Here is a 21413-nt window from a genome sequence, read left to right as displayed (position 1 = left end):
ATGGAGTTACTATGTCTGCCAAACATCCGGTCATTGCAGTAACAGGATCCAGCGGCGCGGGGACCACCACCACCAGCCTCGCGTTTCGTAAAATATTCGCGCAGTTAAATCTGCATGCAGCCGAGGTGGAAGGCGACAGTTTTCACCGTTACACCCGCCCGGAAATGGACATGGCGATCCGCAAAGCGCGCGATGCCGGGCGGCATATCAGCTACTTCGGTCCCGAGGCCAACGACTTCGGCCTGCTGGAACAAACCTTCACTGAATACGGGCTGAGCGGCAAAGGCCAGTCGCGCAAATATCTGCACACCTACGATGAAGCCGTGCCGTGGAACCAGGTGCCCGGTACGTTTACCCCGTGGCAGGCGCTGCCAGAACCGACCGATGTGCTGTTTTATGAAGGATTGCACGGCGGCGTGGTTACGCCACAACATAACGTCGCGCAGCATGTAGATTTATTGGTTGGGGTCGTGCCTATCGTTAACCTGGAGTGGATTCAAAAACTCATCCGCGATACTGGCGAGCGCGGACACTCACGAGAAGCAGTGATGGACTCGGTAGTGCGCTCAATGGAAGACTATATCAACTACATCACGCCGCAGTTTTCCCGCACTCATATCAACTTCCAGCGCGTCCCCACTGTTGACACGTCTAACCCTTTCGCTGCAAAAGGCATCCCGTCGTTGGATGAAAGTTTTGTGGTGATTCATTTTCGTAATCTGGAAGGGATCGATTTCCCCTGGCTGCTGGCGATGTTACAAGGCTCATTCATTTCCCACATCAATACGTTAGTGGTGCCGGGAGGTAAAATGGGTCTGGCAATGGAGTTAATTATGCTGCCGCTGGTACAACGACTGATGGAAGGGAAGAAAATCGAGTAAATGTTCTTATATGCCGGATAAAATAATATCCGGCATCATATTTTAATCATTAAATCACGCGGCTATCACTTCATAGGAGTGGGTAATATTCACGGCTTTCTCTAGCATCAGCGCTACCGAACAATACTTCTCGGCAGAGAGATCCACCGCTCGCGAAACCGCCGCGTCCTTCAGGTCGTGACCTGTGACGATAAAATGCAAATTGATGTGCGTAAACAGGCGCGGTGCCTCTTCGCGGCGTTCAGAGGTTAATTTTACTTCACAATCGACCACATCCTGACGCCCTTTTTGCAGGATAGAAACCACATCAATGGCGCTGCAACCGCCTGCCGCCATCAACACCATTTCCATCGGACTTGGCGCTTTATCGCCAGAGTTACCGTCCATTAAAATCTGGTGACCCGAGGCGGACTCGCCCAAAAAAGTTAACCCTTCGACCCACTTCACACGCGCTTGCATAATCGGAACTCCATTGCGTCAATTTTCCTGACAGAGTACGCGTACTGACCAAATCGCGCAACGGAAGGCGACCTGGGTCATGCTGAAGCGAGACACCAGGAGACACAACGCGAAAGCTATGCTAAAACAGTCAGGATGCTACAGTAATACATTGATGTACTGCATGTATGTAAAGGACGTCACATTACCGTGCAGTTCAGTTGATAGCCCCTTCCCAGGTAGCGGGAAGCACATTTCGGCAATCCAGAGACAGCGGCGTTTTCTGGCTCTGGAGAAAGCTTATAACAGAGGATAACCGCGCATGGTGCTTGGCAAACCGCAAACAGACCCGACTCTCGAATGGTTCTTGTCTCATTGCCACATTCATAAGTACCCATCCAAGAGCACGCTTATTCACCAGGGTGAAAAAGCGGAAACGCTGTATTACATCGTTAAAGGCTCTGTGGCAGTGCTGATTAAAGACGAGGAGGGTAAAGAAATGATCCTCTCCTATCTGAATCAGGGTGATTTTATTGGCGAATTGGGCCTGTTTGAAGAAGGCCAGGAACGTAGCGCATGGGTACGTGCGAAAACCGCCTGTGAAGTAGCTGAGATTTCCTACAAAAAATTCCGTCAATTAATTCAGGTGAACCCGGATATTCTGATGCGTCTCTCCGCACAGATGGCGCGTCGTCTGCAAGTCACTTCAGAGAAAGTGGGCAACCTGGCATTCCTCGACGTTACAGGTCGTATTGCACAGACACTGCTGAATCTGGCGAAACAACCCGATGCCATGACTCACCCGGACGGTATGCAAATCAAAATTACCCGTCAGGAAATCGGTCAGATTGTTGGCTGTTCTCGTGAAACCGTGGGACGTATTCTGAAGATGCTGGAAGATCAGAACCTGATCTCTGCACACGGAAAAACCATCGTCGTTTACGGCACCCGTTGATCCCATCGGAGTGGCGCGTTACCTGGTAGCGCGCCGTTTTGTTTAAGCCGATGTGGCGCAGACTGATTTATCATCCCGACATCAACTACGCACTACGACAAACACTGGTGCTATGTTTGCCCGTGGCCGTTGGTCTATTGCTTGGCGAATTAAGACTCGGGCTGCTCTTTTCTCTCGTCCCCGCCTGTTGCAATATTGCGGGGCTTGATACTCCTCATAAGCGTTTTTTCAAACGCTTAATCATTGGTGCGTCGCTGTTTGCCACTTGTAGCTTGCTAACGCAACTGCTGCTGGAAAAAGATATCCCCCTACCCTTTCTGCTGACGGGGTTAACGTTGATACTTGGCGTCACTGCTGAGTTAGGGCCATTGCATGCAAAATTACTTCCCGCATCGCTACTCGCCGCCATTTTTACCCTCAGTCTGGCGGGATATATGCCGGTCTGGGAACCGTTGCTTATCTACGCGTTAGGCACGCTCTGGTATGGACTGTTTAACTGGTTCTGGTTCTGGCTCTGGCGTGAGCAACCGTTACGCGAGTCGCTTAGCCTGCTGTACCGTGAACTGGCGGATTACTGTGAAGCCAAATACAGCCTGCTTACTCAGCACACCGATCCCGAAAATGCTCTGCCACCATTGTTGGTGCGTCAGCAAAAAGCGGTCGATTTAATTACCCAGTGCTATCAGCAAATGCATATGCTTTCCGCGCAAAATAATACGGACTACAAGCGGATGCTGCGTATTTTCCAGGAGGCGCTGGACTTGCAGGAACATATCTCGGTCAGTTTGCATCAGCCGGAAGAGGTGCAAAAGCTGGTCGAGCGGAGCCATGCGGAGGAAGTTATCCGCTGGAATGCACAAACTGTCGCCGCCCGCCTGCGCGTGCTGGCTGATGACATTCTTTATCATCGCCTGCCGACACGTTTTACGATGGATAAGCAAATTGGCGCGCTGGAAAAAATCGCCCGCCAGCATCCGGATAACCCCGTGGGACAATTTTGCTACTGGCACTTTAGTCGCATCGCCCGCGTGCTACGAACGCAAAAACCACTTTATGCCCGCGATCTGCTGGCAGATAAACAGCGGCGAATGCCGTTACTCCCGGCGCTGAAAAGCTATCTTTCCCTGAAATCGCCAGCGCTGCGTAATGCCGGACGATTGAGTGTGATGCTAAGTGTTGCCAGCCTGATGGGCACTGCGCTGCATTTGCCGAAATCCTATTGGATATTAATGACGGTATTATTGGTGACGCAAAATGGTTATGGCGCTACTCGCCTGCGGATTGTGAATCGTTCTGTGGGAACCGTGGTCGGGTTAATCATTGCGGGTGTTGCGCTGCACTTTAAAATTCCCGAAGGTTACACCCTGACATTGATGCTGATTACCACGCTCGCCAGCTATCTGATATTGCGTAAGAACTACGGCTGGGCGACGGTCGGTTTTACCATTACCGCTGTGTATACCCTGCAACTGCTGTGGCTGAATGGTGAGCAATACATCATCCCACGCCTCATTGATACCATCATCGGCTGTCTGATTGCCTTCGGTGGCACGGTATGGCTGTGGCCGCAGTGGCAGAGTGGTTTACTGCGCAAGAACGCCCATGACGCCTTAGAAACTTACCAGGAGGCTATTCGTCTGATCCTCAGTAAAGATCCGCAACCCACGCCACTTGCCTGGCAGCGAATGCGGGTGAATCAGGCGCATAACACCCTGTATAACTCGCTGAATCAGGCGATGCAGGAACCGGCGTTTAACAGCCATTATCTGGCAGACATGAAACTGTGGGTAACACATAGTCAGTTTATTGTTGAACATATCAATGCCATGACCACACTGGCGCGGGAACACCGGTCATTGCCGCCGGAACTGGCGCAGGAGTACTTGCAGTCTTGTGAAATCGCCATTCAGCGTTGTCAGCAACGACTGGAATATGATGAACCGGGTAGTTCTGGTGACGCCAATATCATCGACTCGCCAGAGATGCTGCCACACGAAGGTGCGTCCGGCACGCTGGAGCAGCATTTACAACGCGTTATTGGCCATCTGAATACGATGCACACCATTTCAGCAATGGCCTGGCGGCAGCGACCACACCACGGGATTTGGTTGAGTCGCAAGTTGCGGGATTCGAAGGCGTAATTTATTCATCGCCAGAACAAAATCGAGGGTCAGATAAGGCACATACGCCGTATCCGACGCCCTTTGCCTGGTGCGACGCTTACCGCGTCTTATCAGGCTTACTCCCGTTTTACGCCGCAATCACCTTCGCCACTGCGCGGGCAAAACGCTGCATCCCTTCGTCGATATCCGCATCTTCCACCACCAGCGACGGCGCAAAACGCACCACATCTGGTCCGGCGTTCAGCACCATTACACCTGCATCCGCACCCGCATAAAGGAAATCACGCGCCTTACCTTTGTATTGTGGTTTCAACTCCGCACCAATCAACAGCCCCATGCCGCGAATATCGCTAAACACATCGTACTGCTGATCAATCTTCTGCAAATGCTCAACAAAACGCTGACGTTTCGCCTGAATGCCTTCCAGCACGACCGGCGTATTGATGATATCAAACGCCGCCCCAGCGACCGCACAGGCTAGTGGATTACCACCGTAGGTGGAACCGTGCGAGCCAGGATGAAACGCAGACGCAATCTCCGCCGTGGTCAGCATGGTGCTAATCGGGAAACCACCGCCTAACGCTTTGGCGGAGGTCAGAATATCCGGCGTCACGCCGTAGTGCATATAGGCAAACAAATCGCCTGTCCGCCCCATCCCGCACTGCACTTCATCAAATACCAGCAATGCCTGATGTTGATCGCACAGTTCACGCAAGCCCTGCAGAAACTCCGGCGTCGCAGCCGTCACGCCGCCCTCGCCCTGAATCGGCTCAACAACCACTGCGCAGGTATGATCATCCATCACTGCTTTCACCGCGTGGAGATCGTTAAAGGGAACATGAATAATGTCTGCCGGTTTTGGCCCAAAGCCGTCAGAATATTTCGGCTGGCCGCCCACCGAGACGGTAAACAATGATCGGCCATGAAAGGCGTTATGGAAGGCAATAATTTTGGTTTTGAACGGGCTATGGCGCACACAAGCGTAATGACGTGCCAGTTTAAAGGCAGTTTCGTTGGCTTCCGTCCCGGAGTTCATAAACACCACTCGTTCGGCAAAGGTCGCCTCAATCAGTTTACGCCCAAGACGTAATGCTGGTTCATTGGTGAAAACGTTGCTGATATGCCACAAGGTTTCGCCCTGGGTTTTTAACGCTTCCACCAGCGCCGGATGGCAATGACCTAACGCCGTAACCGCAATCCCCCCCGCGAAATCGACATACTCCTTACCCTGTTGATCCCAGATTCGGCTACCCTGGCCTTTTACCGGAATAAACTCTGCCGGTGCATAAATCGGCAGAATCACTTCATCGAAAGTCGCGCGTGTAATTGCTGTTTGTTCAGTTGCCATCTCATGATCACCCTGTTACGCATAAATCATTATGAAATTATAATCACAAAATATGCATAAAAAATCATTAAGTGGCAACCAGAAATCAGCGATGCAGGAAATTAGCCAGCAACTGATGCCCCTGTTCGCTAAGAATACTTTCCGGATGAAATTGCACCCCTTCGAGATCCCACTGGCGATGGCGAATCCCCATAATCTCGTGGGTCTCGCTCCAGGCGGTCACTTCAAAACACTCCGGCAGCGAGTCGGGGTCCACCACCAGTGAATGGTAGCGCGTCACGGTTAATGGATTTGCCAGCCCCTGAAATACGCCTTCGCCGTTATGCGTAATGGGTGAGGTTTTGCCGTGCATTACCTTTGCGGCGCGTACCACTTTAGCGCCGAAAACCTGCGCCATCGCCTGATGCCCCAGGCAAACGCCAAGAATCGGCAACCGTCCGGCATAGTGACGAATAACCTCAAGGGAAATCCCGGCTTCATCTGGCGTACAGGGTCCGGGCGATATGACAATTTTCTGCGGTTTAAGGGCGTCAATATCCGTCAGCGTCAACGCATCGTTGCGCTTAACCAGCACATCCGTCCCCAGTTCACAAAAATACTGGTAGAGGTTCCAGGTGAAAGAATCGTAGTTATCAATAAGCAGGATCATGGCGGCTCCGGTACGAAAGAACCGCGCTATTTTACTCAGATTCCCCGGCTTCGCTTACCACTTTGCTAAATATCGTCTTCAGCGCAGAGAGATCGCCCATTGCCCCGCTCTGATTAGCCTGATTCCACACCTCTTTTTCGATGCCCAGCCAGCTCAATTGATAGCCAGCATGAATCGCCAGTTGTTCGAAGAAGATACGCTGCGCAAGGCCACTTCCCGCGCGGAATGGGTGCAGGACGTTGATTTCACAATAGTAGTGTGCCAGCCGCTCAACGAACTTCTCTTTCTCAAGGCCGACCAGATAACCTTCTTCCTCCAGATCCTGCATCAGGGCATTGCCCTCTTTTTCGATATAGGCAAAGTGGCAGAATGGTGTATCTCCTTGATAAATGTCAACTTCGCGTAATTGGCCCGCCCAGTCGAAAATATCCTGATAAAGCTGGCGATGAATAGCACGCAAATGGGGTAAACCGCGCATCAGCGGACCAATCTCAATGGTCGCGGCGCGCAGCGCCGTCATTTCGTAAGCGGCCTGCTCCAGTCGCTGCTGTTGGCGGATATCCAGTCGGTTACGCATGATGTCGAGGCCAGGATAAAGATACGGGTCGCGCCCTTCTCCGAACTTATCGCTCATAGTGCCTCCTTAGCTCTTCAAGGCGCACCAAAGCCTCAGCGGCAGTAAGCGTCACCAAGGGGCTCTCGACACCTTCGAGACGGCGGCTGGCCTGGAAATTACGATTACGCTGAAGTTCCCAAAGACGGGACTTTTGCTTATCGGTGAGTTTCTTCACTTGATGCCTCCCTGAACGTGTCCGTTTGCCACAAGTATAAGCGGCAAATGCAGGTTACGCCGGGAGAGCAGATGCGCGGACAATATTGCCCGCGCGAGAAATCGTTACGGCAGGACTTTAGCGGAAAGGATAACGACCGGCTTTGACGGCACATTCTGGTATGGACCAACATCATGAGTCGGCACCTGGGAAATCTTGTCTGCGACATCCATCCCTTTTACCACTTTACCAAAGACGGCGTAGCCGAAATCACGCTGGCCGTGGTCGAGGAAGGCGTTATCGGCAACGTTAATAAAAAACTGGCTGGTTGCGCTATCTTTATCAGCAGTACGCGCCATAGCAATCGTGCCACGCGTGTTGCGCAGACCGTTATCAGCTTCATTTTTGATCGGCGGATTCGGTTTTTTCTGCTGCATCTGCTCGGTGAAACCGCCGCCCTGAATCATAAAGCCCGGGATCACCCGGTGAAAAGTGGTGTTGTTATAAAAACCGCTGTTCACATAATCGACAAAGTTTTGCACTGATACCGGTGCTTTCTGGCTATCCAGCTCCAGTTCGATATTACCAGCAGAGGTTGTTAACAATACGTGCGGGTCCCCTTTCGCTGCCATTGCTACAGGTGAGAGAGCAGAAAGAGCGAAAACAGCTACAAAAGCTGCCAGGGTCGATTTGAACATGAGATTTCCTTAACAGAGCAGAAAAAAAGCAAGTGAAGAGATTCTAAATAGCCTTCAATGACAAGGCCATTCCTTTACCTAATTTTACGTACTTGAAATATATGTAACCTGATGATCACTTATATTCCGTGATCAGAATCACTTTAAATATTGCAAATTAGCAACCGTTTGCAATTAGATATTTAATCAGATCACAAAATCACCTAAAATCGCCCGCTCGCGGCATACCCACTATGCCATTTTCTCTTTCAACGCAGGCCAATCATGACTAACAGCAATCGCATTAAGCTCACATGGATTAGCTTTCTTTCCTACGCACTCACCGGTGCGTTGGTTATTGTCACCGGGATGGTGATGGGGAATATTGCAGATTATTTCCATCTGCCCGTTTCCAGTATGAGTAACACCTTCACCTTCCTCAATGCCGGAATTTTAATCTCTATCTTCCTCAACGCCTGGCTGATGGAAATCGTCCCGCTGAAAACGCAGTTACGTTTTGGCTTTCTCCTGATGGTGCTGGCGGTTGCTGGTTTGATGTTCAGCCACAGTCTGGCGTTGTTCTCGGCGGCGATGTTCATCCTCGGGGTGGTCAGTGGTATCACCATGTCGATTGGTACGTTCCTGGTTACACAAATGTATGAAGGGCGTCAGCGCGGTTCTCGCTTGCTGTTTACCGACTCCTTCTTCAGTATGGCCGGGATGATTTTCCCGATGATCGCGGCATTTTTGCTGGCACGTAGCATTGAGTGGTACTGGGTTTATGCCTGCATCGGGCTGGTGTACGTCGCTATTTTTATTCTGACCTTCGGCTGTGAGTTCCCGGCACTGGGCAAACATGCGCCAAAAAATGACGTTCCGGTAGTGAAAGAAAAATGGGGAATTGGCGTGCTGTTTCTCTCCATTGCGGCGCTGTGCTACATCCTCGGTCAGTTAGGTTTTATCTCCTGGGTGCCGGAGTACGCCAAAGGTCTGGGCATGAGCCTGAACGACGCAGGAACGCTGGTAAGCAACTTCTGGATGTCGTACATGGTCGGCATGTGGGCCTTCAGCTTTATTCTGCGTTTCTTTGACCTGCAACGTATTCTGACCGTGCTGGCAGGACTGGCCGCGATTCTGATGTATGTCTTTAACACTGGAACACCGGCACATATGGCGTGGTCTATTCTCGCTCTGGGCTTCTTCTCCAGCGCGATCTATACCACCATCATCACCCTGGGTTCACAGCAAACCAAAGTGCCGTCCCCAAAACTGGTTAACTTCGTCCTCACCTGCGGAACCATCGGCACCATGCTGACCTTTGTGGTTACTGGCCCGATTGTAGAGCATAGCGGTCCACAGGCGGCGCTGCTCACTGCAAATGGTCTGTACGCTGTGGTATTCGTGATGTGCTTCCTGCTGGGTTTTGTCAGCCGTCACCGTCAGCATAACACCCTGACCTCTCATTAATTGCCAATATCGGGCGGCGCTTTCGTCGTCCGGTTTTTTCCTCTCTTCCCCTCAACCTATCCTCATATCTTTAAACTCTCTTATTTTGCCTATTTTTTGCACACACACGAAATATCAGACAATTCCGTAACTTAAGAATATTTATACAAATCAGTAATATACTCCTTAAGAGGTATATAAAGGTGAATTTGATTTGCATCAATAAGTGGGGTTGCTGAATCGTTAAGGTAGGCGGTAATAGAAAAGAAATCGAGGCAAAAATGAGCAAAGTCAGACTCGCAATTATCGGTAACGGTATGGTCGGCCATCGCTTTATCGAAGATCTTCTTGATAAATCTGATGCGGCCAACTTTGATATTACCGTTTTCTGTGAAGAACCGCGCATCGCTTATGACCGCGTACACCTCTCGTCTTACTTCTCTCACCACACTGCCGAAGAGCTGTCGCTGGTGCGCGAAGGCTTTTATGAGAAACACGGCATTAAAGTTCTGGTCGGTGAGCGCGCGATTACCATCAACCGTCAGGAGAAGGTGATCCACTCCAGCGCCGGACGTACCGTTTATTATGACAAGCTGATCATGGCGACCGGTTCCTACCCGTGGATCCCGCCGATCAAAGGTTCTGATACCCAGGACTGTTTTGTCTATCGCACCATTGAAGACCTCAACGCCATTGAATCCTGCGCCCGTCGCAGCAAGCGCGGTGCCGTTGTTGGTGGCGGCCTGTTAGGTCTGGAAGCCGCTGGCGCGCTGAAAAACTTAGGCATTGAAACCCACGTTATCGAATTTGCCCCTATGCTGATGGCGGAACAGCTTGATCAGATGGGCGGCGAACAGCTTCGTCGCAAAATCGAAAGCATGGGCGTGCGCGTTCACACCAGCAAAAACACCCTCGAAATTGTGCAGGAAGGTGTCGAAGCACGTAAAACCATGCGTTTTGCCGACGGTAGCGAGCTGGAAGTTGACTTTATTGTCTTCTCTACCGGTATCCGTCCGCGCGATAAGCTGGCGACTCAGTGTGGCCTGGACGTGGCTCCGCGTGGGGGTATCGTTATTAACGATTCCTGCCAGACTTCCGATCCGGATATCTACGCCATCGGTGAATGCGCAAGCTGGAACAACCGTGTGTTTGGTCTGGTAGCACCGGGCTACAAAATGGCTCAGGTGGCTGTTGACCACATTCTTGGTAGCGAAAACGCATTTGAAGGTGCAGATCTTAGCGCCAAGCTGAAACTGCTGGGCGTAGACGTGGGCGGTATTGGCGATGCGCATGGTCGTACACCAGGCGCGCGTAGCTATGTTTACCTCGACGAAAGCAAAGAGATTTACAAACGTCTGGTTGTCAGCGAAGACAACAAAACGTTGCTCGGTGCGGTACTGGTGGGCGATACCAGCGACTACGGCAACCTGCTGCAACTGGTACTGAACGCCATTGAACTGCCGGAAAACCCGGACTCGCTGATCCTGCCTGCCCACTCTGGCAGCGGTAAACCGTCTATCGGTGTTGATAAACTGCCGGACAGCGCGCAAATCTGCTCCTGCTTCGACGTCACCAAAGGCGATCTGATTGCTGCCATCAACAAAGGCTGCCACACCGTTGCAGCGCTGAAAGCCGAAACCAAAGCGGGTACAGGCTGCGGTGGTTGCATTCCGTTGGTTACTCAGGTGCTGAACGCCGAACTGGCGAAACAGGGCATCGAAGTCAACAACAACCTGTGCGAACACTTCCCATATTCGCGCCAGGAACTGTTCCATTTGATTCGCGTTGAAGGCATTAAAACCTTCGAAGAACTGCTGGCAAAACACGGCAAAGGCTACGGTTGTGAAGTGTGTAAACCCACCATCGGTTCGCTGCTGGCGTCCTGCTGGAACGAATACATTCTGAAACCGCAGCATACTCCGTTGCAGGATTCTAACGATAACTTCCTCGCTAATATCCAGAAAGACGGCACCTATTCGGTGATCCCGCGTTCTCCGGGCGGTGAAATTACCCCGGAAGGTTTGATGGCTGTAGGTCGTATCGCACGTGAATTTAATCTCTACACCAAAATCACCGGCTCCCAACGTATTGCGATGTTTGGTGCACAGAAAGACGATCTGCCGGAGATCTGGCGTCAACTGATTGAAGCGGGATTCGAAACCGGTCATGCCTATGCGAAAGCGCTGCGTATGGCGAAAACCTGCGTGGGTAGCACCTGGTGCCGCTACGGTGTTGGCGACAGCGTCGGCCTCGGCGTAGAACTGGAAAACCGCTACAAAGGCATCCGCGCACCGCACAAAATCAAGTTCGGTGTCTCTGGTTGTACCCGTGAATGTTCAGAAGCGCAGGGCAAAGACGTAGGTATCATCGCCACTGAAAAAGGCTGGAACCTGTACGTTTGCGGTAACGGCGGCATGAAACCGCGTCATGCGGATCTGCTGGCAGCGGATATCGATCGCGAAACGCTGCTCAAATATCTCGACCGCTTCATGATGTTCTACATCCGTACTGCCGACAAACTGACCCGTACCGCACCGTGGTTAGAAAACCTCGAAGGCGGCATCGATTACCTGAAAGCGGTGATCATTGATGACAAACTGGGTCTGAACGCACATCTGGAAGAAGAGATGGCGCGCCTGCGTGAAGCTGTAGTGTGTGAGTGGACTGAAACGGTCAATACGCCGTCTGCACAGACTCGCTTCAAGCACTTCATCAACAGCGACAAGCGTGACCCGAATGTGCAGATGGTGCCTGAGCGCGAACAGCACCGTCCGGCAACGCCGTATGAACGTATTCCGGTAACTCTGGTGGAGGACAACGCATGAGCCAGTGGAAAGACATCTGCAAAATCGATGACATCCTGCCTGAAACCGGCGTCTGCGCGCTGTTAGGTGACGAGCAGGTGGCAATTTTCCGTCCGTATCACAGCGACCAGGTGTTTGCTATCAGCAATATCGATCCGTTCTTCGAATCCAGCGTACTGTCACGCGGGCTGATTGCGGAACATCAGGGTGAGCTGTGGGTAGCCAGCCCGCTGAAAAAACAGCGTTTTCGCTTAAGCGACGGCTTGTGCATGGAGGACGAACAGTTCTCCGTCAAGCATTACGAAGCACGAGTGAAAGACGGCGTAGTACAACTGCGCGGTTAATGTTTTAACGGGAGGCGCAATGCCTCCCCTTTTTGCATTGTCCTGTAATAACCTTCGGTATATTGCAGGACATTTTTTAAACTCTTAGTTTTATTTTTTGTTTTTATTTTTTAAGGATAATCAAATGTTTACAGACACTATCAATAAGTGTGCGGCGAACGCTGCGCGCATCGCACGCCTGTCGGCAAATAACCCGCTTGGCTTTTGGGTCAGCTCCGCAATGGCGGGAGCTTATGTGGGTCTTGGGATCATCCTGATTTTCACGCTCGGCAATTTGCTCGATCCGTCCGTGCGTCCGCTGGTGATGGGGGCAACTTTTGGTATCGCCTTAACGCTGGTGATTATCGCCGGTTCTGAACTGTTCACCGGACACACCATGTTCCTCACCTTTGGGGTGAAAGCAGGCACCATCAGCCACGGGCAAATGTGGGCAATTCTGCCGCAAACCTGGCTGGGTAATCTGGTCGGTTCCATCTTCGTAGCGATGCTCTATAGCTGGGGCGGCGGTAGCCTGCTACCGGTGGATACCAGCATCGTCCATTCTGTCGCGCTGGCCAAAACCACCGCACCGGCGATGGTACTGTTCTTCAAAGGCGCATTGTGTAACTGGCTGGTTTGCCTGGCAATCTGGATGGCGCTGCGCACCGAAGGCGCGGCGAAATTTATCGCTATCTGGTGGTGTCTGCTGGCGTTTATCGCCTCCGGCTATGAGCACTCCGTTGCCAACATGACGCTGTTCGCCCTCTCCTGGTTCGGCAACCATAGCGAAGCCTACACTCTGGCGGGCATTGGTCATAACCTGCTGTGGGTGACGCTGGGTAATACTTTATCTGGCGCCGTATTCATGGGATTGGGTTATTGGTATGCTACGCCGAAAGCTAATCGTCCGATTGCGGACAAATTTAATCAAACTGAAACGGCTGCAGGTTAATCAGTAAGGGGTTTTACGTGGATCATTTGCCTATATTTTGCCAATTACGCGATCGCGACTGTCTGATTGTCGGCGGCGGTGATGTCGCGGAACGCAAAGCCAGGTTGCTGTTGGACGCAGGCGCTCGCTTAACGGTGAATGCATTAGCGTTTATTCCGCAGTTTACCGCATGGGCAGATGCTGGCATGTTAACCCTCGTCGAGGGGCCATTTGATGAAAGCCTTCTCGATACCTGTTGGCTGGCGATTGCGGCTACTGATGATGATGCGCTTAACCAGCGCGTCAGCGAAGCCGCTGAATCTCGTCGTATCTTCTGTAACGTGGTAGATGCACCGAAAGCCGCCAGTTTCATTATGCCGTCCATTATCGACCGCTCACCGCTAATGGTAGCGGTCTCCTCCGGCGGCACATCTCCAGTCCTGGCGCGCCTGCTGCGCGAAAAACTCGAATCACTACTGCCTCTCCATCTGGGTCAGGTGGCAAAATATGCCGGACAGTTACGCGGTCGGGTGAAACAGCAGTTCGCCACAATGGGTGAGCGTCGCCGTTTCTGGGAAAAACTGTTCGTCAATGACCGTCTGGCGCAGTCGCTGGCGAACAACGATCAGAAAGCCATTACTGAAACTACCGAACAGTTAATCAATGAGCCGCTCGATCATCGTGGTGAAGTGGTGCTGGTTGGCGCAGGTCCAGGCGATGCCGGGCTACTGACGCTGAAAGGCCTGCAACAAATTCAGCAGGCTGATGTGGTGGTCTACGACCGTCTGGTTTCTGACGATATTATGAATCTGGTACGCCGCGATGCTGACCGCGTTTTCGTCGGTAAACGCGCGGGATACCACTGCGTACCGCAGGAAGAGATTAACCAGATCCTGTTGCGGGAAGCGCAAAAAGGCAAACGCGTGGTGCGTCTGAAAGGCGGCGATCCGTTTATTTTCGGGCGTGGCGGCGAAGAGCTGGAAACGCTGTGCAATGCAGGCATTCCGTTCTCGGTGGTTCCGGGCATTACCGCAGCTTCTGGTTGCTCTGCCTATTCGGGTATTCCGCTAACACATCGCGATTACGCCCAGAGCGTGCGCTTAATCACCGGGCACTTAAAAACGGGTGGCGAGCTGGACTGGGAGAATCTGGCGGCAGAAAAACAGACGCTGGTGTTCTATATGGGGCTGAATCAGGCCGCGACCATTCAGCAAAAGCTGATTGAATACGGAATGCCAGGTGAAATGCCAGTGGCGATTGTCGAAAACGGTACGGCGGTTACGCAACGCGTGATTGACGGTACGCTCGCGCAACTCGGTGAACTTGCGCAGCAAATGAACAGCCCGTCTTTGATTATTATTGGTCGGGTCGTTGGCCTGCGCGATAAATTAAACTGGTTCTCTAACCATTAATTTAAAAAAAATTATCTAAGGCCGGATATTTCTGGCCTTTTTATTTACAATAATCACCATATTAATTTTTATTTTCAGCAGACATAAAACAACTTTTTAACTAATTTGTTTTTTAACAACTCCCCACAGTTACAGTGGCTTACAAATATAATTGAATTATTAATAGTCCACTCACTGACGTGTCATAGATATTCCTGTATTGTCTCTAACGAGCTGTTTGCTTATATTCACATAATTAATGAATATTACTCGATATATTTTACATAGGGAATGAGAATGAACAAGTTTATTAAAGTAGCATTGGTAGGTGCGGTACTGGCAACGTTAACTGCATGTACTGGTCATATTGAAAACCGTGACAAAAACTGCTCTTATGATTACCTTCTGCATCCGGCAATTTCTATTTCTAAAATCATTGGCGGCTGCGGTCCGACTGCACAGTAATCTCTTAACAGAGATCGGTTAATGCTGTTTTAATTACCTGACGCCCTCTATTTTTACCAGAGGGCGTATTTGTTTTTACCTTGCCTTTAAAAATATCGTTCACAGCAGTTAAATACAGGCAATACTCTCGCGCAAAATACGCAGCACTGTCTCCTCACCACTACGATTAGGATTAATACGAATCGCACAATGTTCTAATTGTGGATTCGCCTGACGAAATGTCCCGGAAAGACGATAAAAGAGCGGCGGAATTTCATATTTCGACTCCGCACCAACTGGATATGGCAATGCACCGCGTTTCTGCGCTTCTTCCAGTACCCTTGCAGCAATCGGCTGATGGAACTCCACAATCAACACCTTCGACTGCGCATTGGCAATGACGGCGCTTTTAACTTGTGGCACTGCGCCACCGTTGAGCAAGGTCAGCAACCTTTCAGATACTCTCGCCTGTACTGCATGCATCACTGGCGCAAAAACCAGTCCGCGCAAGACTTCCAGCGCCTGAGCGCCCTGAATCTGGCTGCCTCCGGAGTAAAGCGTGGCACGAATACGGTTGATGGCATCAGCATCGCCTACCACCGCACCAACACCCTCCGGCCCAAACAGCTTGAAGCAGGAAAAAGTTGAGACATTCGCCCCGCATTCGCAGCCAATCCGCGCCACCTTCATCACCGCATAGTTGTCATCAGTTAACGCTGGAACACCCGCCAGGCGCAACGTTGCCAGCACATCTGCCAGAATGTAGCGATCCTGCGGCTGCTGGCGTGTATGTTGTACCAGTGCCGCATCTGGTTGTTGCTCTTCGACGATTTGCTTAAGTGCCGACAGGTCATTGAAATCAGCGGTAATAAGCGTCAGCCCCATCTGCTCAATAATGACCCGCGTAGTCGGATAAACAGGCGCATCATGTACCAGAAGACGCTGCCCGGGCTTGAGCAAAGCTGCCAGCCCGGCACGGATCGCCCCAGTGCCAGCGCCTTGCACCAGCGCCGCCGCTTGCGCATGAAACACACCCGCCAGTACCTGTTCCACACGTTGAGTAATGCGCGGTTGATTCAACCCCGGCGTTAATCCCAAATCACCACAGGTAAGGAACTCACCGCCAGGGAAATAGCGGCAAATCGTGTCCACCAGCGCAAACTGCTTTTGCTGTGCTTCAGCAAGAGTCAGGCTTTGCAAGGGAAACGTCTTCATAAGTGCATTCCTTAAGCCGGAACAAACAAGCCAAGCCAGTAAAGAACATTCAGCAGAATGCCGGTGATCATCACTGCCACCACAGGTGCCGCCATTTTCTGTACCGGACGCCCCAGAGATTCGTTGAGGAAGTAAATGGCGACCGCAATAGAGAATCCGGTATAACCCGCCATTTTGATTGCCGCGAAAATCGAACCGACCAACAGAGCCACTTCCATCAGCATATTCATGGCGTTACGAATGTTATCCGACGCATTACGCACTGACGGGTAGCGCCCCAGCCATTTACCTATCGACCGTAACAACAAAACTTCCGCCGAAATAACCACTGCGCCCAATACCGCCGCAACCATCGGATTAGGCGAGAGATAGCCCACCGCATAGACAAAGGTAAAGCCAGCAACCGCATACACCCCCGTGGCTAACGCAGTGGTGGCAATCAACGGCACAAAACCCAGCCCGCGCATAAATTCTGCCAGCGCCGCCTGATTGATCAGCGTTTGCGATTGCTCCGGCGTGACGCCTGCGGAGTACGCTTTCTCAAGGGTGAAGATCGACACTTCGCTACCAGCAAAAATTTTCATACTGGCAACAGCAGCGATCAGCGCTCCGACAATGGCGATATACGGAAGATTTTTGATAATCCGCGACGTGCGCTCTTCAAAGACCGAAAATCCGCTGGCATCGATATCATTTTCATCACGATGACGCAGGTCGTGAGTTATCGCGATCCCCAGCAGCATTACCATGCCAATAAAGATTTCGATGGATTCCGGATTAAGATGCGGGAAATAACGCACCACCACGACGCGAGTCATCAACACGACGGCGGCAGCGATCAGGCTTTGCTTCCAGCCAAACTGGTAGAAAATCGCCACCAGCGGGAAGAGTGCAAAAGCAGAAACTACCGGAGAGCTTAATTCCCCCAGACTACCTAAAACATCAACCGGCAGCGCAGTCAGCAACTGGTTTACCGGCAGCAGGCAGGTGAGGATCAGTATCCCCCAGATTGCGCCAAGGCCAAACGCCATCAGGCTGTTTATCGCCAGTACGCCGAGGATATCGGTAGGAAGAAAAAGTAACCATGCGTTGAGCAGGCCGGTTTTCAGGGTAAAGGAGATCCCCACCGATGCCACAAAACCAATACTCAAACCGAAAGCGATACTCCCCGCCTCGCGACGGTTCATATAGCCTTCAATCAATTGTGGCAGGATCGGGCGAATACCATCATGAAATACGGCCGCCGAGCGATGTGCCAGAAGTGATGTCATACCGGTCAGGCACGCCACCACGATAATCTGAATATACAGATCCATAGTCGTGCCTTTTATTTCAGATGGTTAATCAGCATCGGAATCGCGTGTTCAACGTGCTCAACGGAAAGCCCAAACGCCACCTTTCCTTCAGCGATCATTTTGGCGATATGCTCGTCTTTCGCTTTAATACCAGGCCTGGCAATGGTGCAACTTTTGTTATAACCAATCACCGCGATAGCAATCGACAATGCCGCACCTGCGCCGGTATTACACGCGCCGATGTAGTAATCCAGTTGCCCGGATTTCACTTTCATTGCCGCTTCCATGTCGTTATAAATGAAAACTTCAAAACAGCCAGGAGCCGTCGTTTCAATGGTTTTTTTAATCTGCTCACGCTGTAAGCCTGCAACGCCAATCTTTTTCATGAGTCTGTCCTTATTGGAAAAATTGAGAGGGAGTTTCACGTAACATCACATCCACATCGGCCTGACTGAATCCTGACTGGCGCAACTGCGGAATAAAGGTGGTAAATAAAAAGTCATAGCCATAACCACCGTTGGCTTTTAAATGGGAACGACGAGTAATATCCATCGACAGCATGACGCGGTTAAGCAATCCACGGTCGCGGAGCGCGTGAAGCATCGCAATACGCTTCTCATCCGGGTAGTAACTGTTCTTGCCAATGGTGTCGAACTGCACATACGCGCCGAGATCGATCATCTTTAAAATGTTGTCGAGGTTGTCTTTAAGATCGCAGTGCCCTAGGGTGACCCGCGAAAGATCGACACCGTGGGATTGCAGTAGAGCCAGTTGTTCCAACCCCATAGTGCTAAAAGATGTATGAGTGGAAATGGGCCGTCCGGTCTGGTTATGCGCCAACGCGGCGGCAATGAAAACTTTCTCTTCCAGCGGCGTGATTTTGCCCTCACTGGAGCCAATCTCCGCGATGATCCCGGCTTTCAGTTCCGTGCCATCGATACCCTGTTCAATTTCATCGACCATCTCTTGCGCCAGCTCCTGCACGCTGCGGGTCGCCACATGCTCCGGGAAAAAGGCATCCTGGTAATAACCAGTACAAGGCACCACGTTGATTCCCGTCTCACGCATCACATCGAGCATAAATTGCGCATTGCGGCCCATGTAACGATTGGTCATCTCAATCACATTACGAACGCCCTGCGCCATCAGGTCGTTCATCTCCTGGCAAATGAACGCATATTGATCAAGGCGGCAATCCACGTTGTTTTTAAAGCCGGAGAGATCAATATGCAGATGCTCATGAGCAAGGGTGTAGCCGGTCGAATCGATGGTCATAAAGAGTCACCCTGAAAGCGAAGGGAAGATAAAAAAGAGCTGCCGTTTTGTGGCGGCGAAGCACGGAAAAATTCACATACCGTGGCTCCAACATCAGAGAGCGTGGGATACACACCCAGACGAGTGGCAGCCAATCCACGCTGATAAACCAGCACAGGCACTACTTCGCGGGTATGGTGGCTGTGGCCGATAGTCGGGTCGTTACCGTGATCAGCCATGACGATCAGGCAATCATCCGGCTGCATCGCCTCAACAAGCCGGGCAAGATTACGGTCAACGACCTGCAAACGTTCGGCATAACGTGCGACGTCTTCTGCGTGGCCGGCGAGGTCGGTTTCCTGAATATTGGTGCAAATAAAGGCTGTCGGATGGGCGTTAAATTCGTCGAGAGTGATATCCATAATCCGTTGGCTATCCACCAAATTTTGCCAGCTCATTCCATGAGGATTGCTGACGATATCCGCCACCTTACCCACCAGCACCGTAGGTACGCCTACCTGATGCAGTTGTTGCGGCACCTGCACTTTTTCATCGACACCGTAGCCCATATGTACAACCTGGAAACCGCTGTCATAAGCGCCGGAACGCGGTGCATTTATGCCAATAAAACGCCCTTCCTTGCTTTCTGCGGCATCAAGAATGCGCTGGCTGTCCTGCAACAGGCCGCCAAAAGTAATAACCCTGCCAACCTGTACCTGCTCACGCACCACACGACCAATCTTGACAACTTCATCGAACGGTATCGCAGAGAGATTGGCGGTAACGCTATAGACCTAGCCTAAATCCGCTTCGAGATTGTCGCCAACTGCCACGGCCTGGTTTACCCACAGAAATTGCAACGCATCGCCACGGCGTTCGACCTGCCAGCCCGCAGCCATTAAGGCTCGTTCAACACGATCAATAACGTCGCGAAAGGGCATCCGCAGCGGCGGCAAGGGGCGCGTACCTAAAATTTCCTGATGCCCCATAAAGGTATCGCCACCTTCATGTTGCAGTTCTGCTACGCCCCAGACTGCGCAATCCGATGGCTGCATATCACCCGGCGCATAACCCAATGCATTGATTAGTCCCAGCTTCTCAAGAGTCGGCAACTGTAAATGCGGCAACTGGCTAAGAATGTGACCACAGGTATTCGCCCCGGCATCCTGTGGGCGTACCCGCGCAACATCTTTCATTGCGCCTACGCCAAAACTATCGATCACTAACACCACAAATCGCGCCATTTACGCCTCCAGAAGGTTGCCGAGGCTGTCATAGCGACCAACAATTTCCGCCGCGCCGCACTGAATACCGGACACCAACACCACATCGCTACGGGTGACAAAAATCTGCGTACGAAAACAGAGCACCACCGCGCTACTTACCGGAAACTCACCAGCCAACGGCAGGTAATAGTCGATACTGTTGTCATCCACTGTTTTGAGAAGTGTTTCTGTGATGCTTTGATTTTCTGGAGTAAAAATAAGAGCGTGATGTGCATGACCACGGCGATAGTAACCACCGCCATAGCAATAACTGTCGCCACGGAAGTGGTGGGAAATTTCACTTAACCAAAGCATGGCGATACGTTCGGGTTGATCGCCCTGCTGGTTTGCCGGAATAGTGCCGGTCAGCGCATGACCAGGTTCGGCATGGGTAACACCATATTGCGCTAACACCGGCAACGAAGTGCAACTGGTCGCTGAAGGCGCGTTTAGTTGCTCAAGGGCAGTGCCAGATTTAGCCAGTTGATCCCGCGCCTGTACCAGCGTGTGAAGATTCGGCGTGGGTAAAACTTTCCCGCTTGTTTCATCCCAAAGCAGGCAAGGGAAATGGGTAAGTCCCGCTAAATGTAGTCCTGGTAGTTTTTGGATTTCAGCGACAATGTCATGCAGCGTATTTTGGGTAAAACCGCTCTCCTGCCCTGGATAAAGGAAATCATCGTCGCTATAAACTTTGAGCAGCACAGACTGTACGCATCCAGCCTTCACCGCTGCCGCAGAAATTTCCCGTGCTTTATCGAGGGTAAACACAGTGATAACACCGGTTCCCTGTTCAACGGTGTCAGATACCTGGTGACAAGGGATTTGTACCAGATGCCCCTGATGCGCCACCGGCAAACCGGCGCGACGCATCACTCGTGCCTCTTTGTAGTCCACCGCCACAATGCCGCTGTAGCCCAGCGCCAGCAGCTTTTCCGCCAGCCACGGGTTACGACCGAACTGCTTAGTCATCAGATACAGTTCAATACCGTAAAGCCGTGCTGTCTCAATGAGCCGCTTACCGTTTTCCAGTACCTGATCCACGTCGATCACCCAACAGTCCGGGGCGATCTTGCCCTGCTGCCACAGGCTTAATGCGGCAGAAATCAGCGCCGGGTTCTGGCGTTTCAATGCTTCTACAAACATCTTGTTGCCTCGTTTCCGTTCCTTAATTCAAATATTCATTTTTTTGAATATTTAAGATGTA

General features: G+C 51.5%; 20 protein-coding genes and 1 pseudogene. 9 read left to right on the top strand and 12 right to left on the bottom strand.

Going from position 1 to position 21413, the window contains the following annotated elements; all coding sequences use genetic code 11:
* The first annotated feature begins 11 nt into the window (after positions 1-11).
* A complete protein-coding gene (locus tag ESM_RS0123055) occupies positions 12-881 on the top strand; it encodes a phosphoribulokinase (protein WP_001274686.1) in 870 nt (289 codons plus the stop codon).
* Positions 882-935: 54 nt separating this feature from the next.
* Here ESM_RS0123055 and ESM_RS0123050 read toward each other — a convergent pair whose 3' ends face one another.
* Positions 936-1340, bottom strand: coding sequence for an OsmC family protein (locus ESM_RS0123050; protein ID WP_001148907.1), 405 nt, complete (start codon positions 1338-1340; stop codon positions 936-938).
* A 301-nt stretch (positions 1341-1641) separates the two neighbouring features.
* Between ESM_RS0123050 and crp the strand changes: the two genes are divergently transcribed.
* Both crp and ESM_RS0123040 read left to right on the top strand, forming a co-directional pair.
* On the top strand, positions 1642-2274 hold the full coding sequence (gene crp, locus ESM_RS0123045; RefSeq protein WP_000242755.1) for a cAMP-activated global transcriptional regulator CRP: 633 nt from the start codon (positions 1642-1644) through the stop codon (positions 2272-2274).
* 50 nt (positions 2275-2324) lie between these two features.
* Positions 2325-4415 carry a YccS/YhfK family putative transporter gene (locus tag ESM_RS0123040; RefSeq protein WP_001517208.1) on the top strand — a complete coding sequence of 697 codons (2091 nt, stop codon included), beginning with the start codon at positions 2325-2327 and terminating at the stop codon, positions 4413-4415.
* 109 nt (positions 4416-4524) lie between these two features.
* Here the strand turns inward: ESM_RS0123040 and argD are convergent, their stop codons facing one another.
* The 5 genes from argD to ppiA form a co-directional block, all read right to left on the bottom strand.
* Positions 4525-5745 carry a bifunctional acetylornithine/succinyldiaminopimelate transaminase gene (gene argD, locus ESM_RS0123035; RefSeq protein ID WP_000190011.1) on the bottom strand — a complete coding sequence of 407 codons (1221 nt, stop codon included), beginning with the start codon at positions 5743-5745 and terminating at the stop codon, positions 4525-4527.
* A gap of 85 nt (positions 5746-5830) precedes the next feature.
* A complete protein-coding gene (gene pabA / locus ESM_RS0123030; RefSeq protein ID WP_000601889.1) occupies positions 5831-6394 on the bottom strand; it encodes an aminodeoxychorismate synthase component 2 in 564 nt (187 codons plus the stop codon).
* A 31-nt stretch (positions 6395-6425) separates the two neighbouring features.
* The gene (locus ESM_RS0123025; protein ID WP_001280618.1) at positions 6426-7028 is read right to left on the bottom strand and encodes a putative adenosine monophosphate-protein transferase Fic; all 603 of its coding nucleotides are present in this window, start codon (positions 7026-7028) and stop codon (positions 6426-6428) included.
* Complete coding sequence (locus ESM_RS01000000125730) at positions 7018-7185, bottom strand: YhfG family protein (protein WP_000736867.1); 168 nt, start codon at positions 7183-7185, stop codon at positions 7018-7020. The genes ESM_RS0123025 and ESM_RS01000000125730 overlap by 11 nt, the downstream gene beginning before the upstream one ends.
* 104 nt (positions 7186-7289) lie before the next feature.
* Positions 7290-7862: a peptidylprolyl isomerase A gene (ppiA, locus tag ESM_RS0123015; RefSeq protein WP_000477213.1), complete on the bottom strand. Its 573-nt coding sequence runs from the start codon at positions 7860-7862 to the stop codon at positions 7290-7292.
* A gap of 264 nt (positions 7863-8126) precedes the next feature.
* Here ppiA and tsgA point away from each other — a divergent pair, with 264 nt between their 5' ends.
* From tsgA to ESM_RS0122985, 6 genes are all read left to right on the top strand, one after another.
* Positions 8127-9308, top strand: a complete 1182-nt coding sequence (gene tsgA / locus ESM_RS0123010) for an MFS transporter TsgA (protein WP_000185221.1) — start codon at positions 8127-8129, stop codon at positions 9306-9308.
* 260 nt (positions 9309-9568) lie between these two features.
* Complete coding sequence (nirB, locus tag ESM_RS0123005) at positions 9569-12112, top strand: NADPH-nitrite reductase large subunit (protein WP_000049234.1); 2544 nt, start codon at positions 9569-9571, stop codon at positions 12110-12112.
* Positions 12109-12435 (top strand): nitrite reductase small subunit NirD, encoded by a 327-nt coding sequence (nirD, locus tag ESM_RS0123000; protein WP_000084764.1) that lies wholly within the window; start codon positions 12109-12111, stop codon positions 12433-12435. The genes nirB and nirD overlap by 4 nt, the downstream gene beginning before the upstream one ends.
* A gap of 124 nt (positions 12436-12559) precedes the next feature.
* Positions 12560-13366, top strand: coding sequence for a nitrite transporter NirC (nirC, locus tag ESM_RS0122995; protein WP_000493561.1), 807 nt, complete (start codon positions 12560-12562; stop codon positions 13364-13366).
* A 17-nt stretch (positions 13367-13383) separates the two neighbouring features.
* A complete protein-coding gene (gene cysG / locus ESM_RS0122990; protein WP_000349875.1) occupies positions 13384-14757 on the top strand; it encodes a siroheme synthase CysG in 1374 nt (457 codons plus the stop codon).
* A 276-nt stretch (positions 14758-15033) separates the two neighbouring features.
* Complete coding sequence (locus ESM_RS0122985) at positions 15034-15201, top strand: YhfL family protein (protein WP_001031834.1); 168 nt, start codon at positions 15034-15036, stop codon at positions 15199-15201.
* Between the two features lie 108 nt (positions 15202-15309).
* On the opposite strand, the gene ESM_RS0122980 is transcribed toward ESM_RS0122985, so the two are convergent.
* From ESM_RS0122980 to ESM_RS0122955, 6 genes and pseudogenes are all read right to left on the bottom strand, one after another.
* Positions 15310-16395 carry an aminotransferase class I/II-fold pyridoxal phosphate-dependent enzyme gene (locus tag ESM_RS0122980; RefSeq protein WP_000847166.1) on the bottom strand — a complete coding sequence of 362 codons (1086 nt, stop codon included), beginning with the start codon at positions 16393-16395 and terminating at the stop codon, positions 15310-15312.
* 11 nt (positions 16396-16406) lie between these two features.
* Positions 16407-17711 (bottom strand): YhfT family protein, encoded by a 1305-nt coding sequence (locus tag ESM_RS0122975; protein WP_000366842.1) that lies wholly within the window; start codon positions 17709-17711, stop codon positions 16407-16409.
* 11 nt (positions 17712-17722) lie between these two features.
* Entirely contained in the window at positions 17723-18076 is a 354-nt protein-coding gene (locus ESM_RS0122970) for a DUF2620 domain-containing protein (RefSeq protein ID WP_001517214.1), read from the bottom strand.
* A 10-nt stretch (positions 18077-18086) separates the two neighbouring features.
* Positions 18087-18965 carry a phosphotriesterase-related protein gene (locus ESM_RS0122965; RefSeq protein ID WP_000151144.1) on the bottom strand — a complete coding sequence of 293 codons (879 nt, stop codon included), beginning with the start codon at positions 18963-18965 and terminating at the stop codon, positions 18087-18089.
* Positions 18962-20188 (bottom strand): annotated as a pseudogene (locus ESM_RS1000000128755) (phosphopentomutase). Before ESM_RS1000000128755 ends, ESM_RS0122965 begins: the two are co-directional and overlap by 4 nt.
* Positions 20189-21352: a YhfX family PLP-dependent enzyme gene (locus tag ESM_RS0122955; protein ID WP_000497325.1), complete on the bottom strand. Its 1164-nt coding sequence runs from the start codon at positions 21350-21352 to the stop codon at positions 20189-20191. It abuts the pseudogene before it with no gap.
* Between the last annotated feature and the right edge of the window lie 61 nt (positions 21353-21413).

The sequence above is a fragment of the Escherichia sp. TW09308 genome (assembly GCF_000208565.1).
GTDB lineage: Bacteria > Pseudomonadota > Gammaproteobacteria > Enterobacterales > Enterobacteriaceae > Escherichia > Escherichia marmotae.
This window is presented reverse-complemented; position numbering and strand designations above follow the sequence as displayed.

Bases quoted from the DNA above. Each gene is read 5' to 3' on its own strand.
- ESM_RS0123055 (WP_001274686.1), top strand. From the start codon at position 12: ATGTCTGCCAAACATCCGGTCATTGCAGTAACAGGATCCAGCGGCGCG.
- ESM_RS0123050 (WP_001148907.1), bottom strand. From the start codon at position 1,340: ATGCAAGCGCGTGTGAAGTGGGTCGAAGGGTTAACTTTTTTGGGCGAG.
- crp (WP_000242755.1), top strand. From the start codon at position 1,642: ATGGTGCTTGGCAAACCGCAAACAGACCCGACTCTCGAATGGTTCTTG.
- ESM_RS0123040 (WP_001517208.1), top strand. From the start codon at position 2,325: ATGTGGCGCAGACTGATTTATCATCCCGACATCAACTACGCACTACGA.
- argD (WP_000190011.1), bottom strand. From the start codon at position 5,745: ATGGCAACTGAACAAACAGCAATTACACGCGCGACTTTCGATGAAGTG.
- pabA (WP_000601889.1), bottom strand. From the start codon at position 6,394: ATGATCCTGCTTATTGATAACTACGATTCTTTCACCTGGAACCTCTAC.
- ESM_RS0123025 (WP_001280618.1), bottom strand. From the start codon at position 7,028: ATGAGCGATAAGTTCGGAGAAGGGCGCGACCCGTATCTTTATCCTGGC.
- ppiA (WP_000477213.1), bottom strand. From the start codon at position 7,862: ATGTTCAAATCGACCCTGGCAGCTTTTGTAGCTGTTTTCGCTCTTTCT.
- tsgA (WP_000185221.1), top strand. From the start codon at position 8,127: ATGACTAACAGCAATCGCATTAAGCTCACATGGATTAGCTTTCTTTCC.
- nirB (WP_000049234.1), top strand. From the start codon at position 9,569: ATGAGCAAAGTCAGACTCGCAATTATCGGTAACGGTATGGTCGGCCAT.
- nirD (WP_000084764.1), top strand. From the start codon at position 12,109: ATGAGCCAGTGGAAAGACATCTGCAAAATCGATGACATCCTGCCTGAA.
- nirC (WP_000493561.1), top strand. From the start codon at position 12,560: ATGTTTACAGACACTATCAATAAGTGTGCGGCGAACGCTGCGCGCATC.
- ESM_RS0122985 (WP_001031834.1), top strand. From the start codon at position 15,034: ATGAACAAGTTTATTAAAGTAGCATTGGTAGGTGCGGTACTGGCAACG.
- ESM_RS0122980 (WP_000847166.1), bottom strand. From the start codon at position 16,395: ATGAAGACGTTTCCCTTGCAAAGCCTGACTCTTGCTGAAGCACAGCAA.
- ESM_RS0122975 (WP_000366842.1), bottom strand. From the start codon at position 17,711: ATGGATCTGTATATTCAGATTATCGTGGTGGCGTGCCTGACCGGTATG.
- ESM_RS0122970 (WP_001517214.1), bottom strand. From the start codon at position 18,076: ATGAAAAAGATTGGCGTTGCAGGCTTACAGCGTGAGCAGATTAAAAAA.
- ESM_RS0122965 (WP_000151144.1), bottom strand. From the start codon at position 18,965: ATGACCATCGATTCGACCGGCTACACCCTTGCTCATGAGCATCTGCAT.
- ESM_RS0122955 (WP_000497325.1), bottom strand. From the start codon at position 21,352: ATGTTTGTAGAAGCATTGAAACGCCAGAACCCGGCGCTGATTTCTGCC.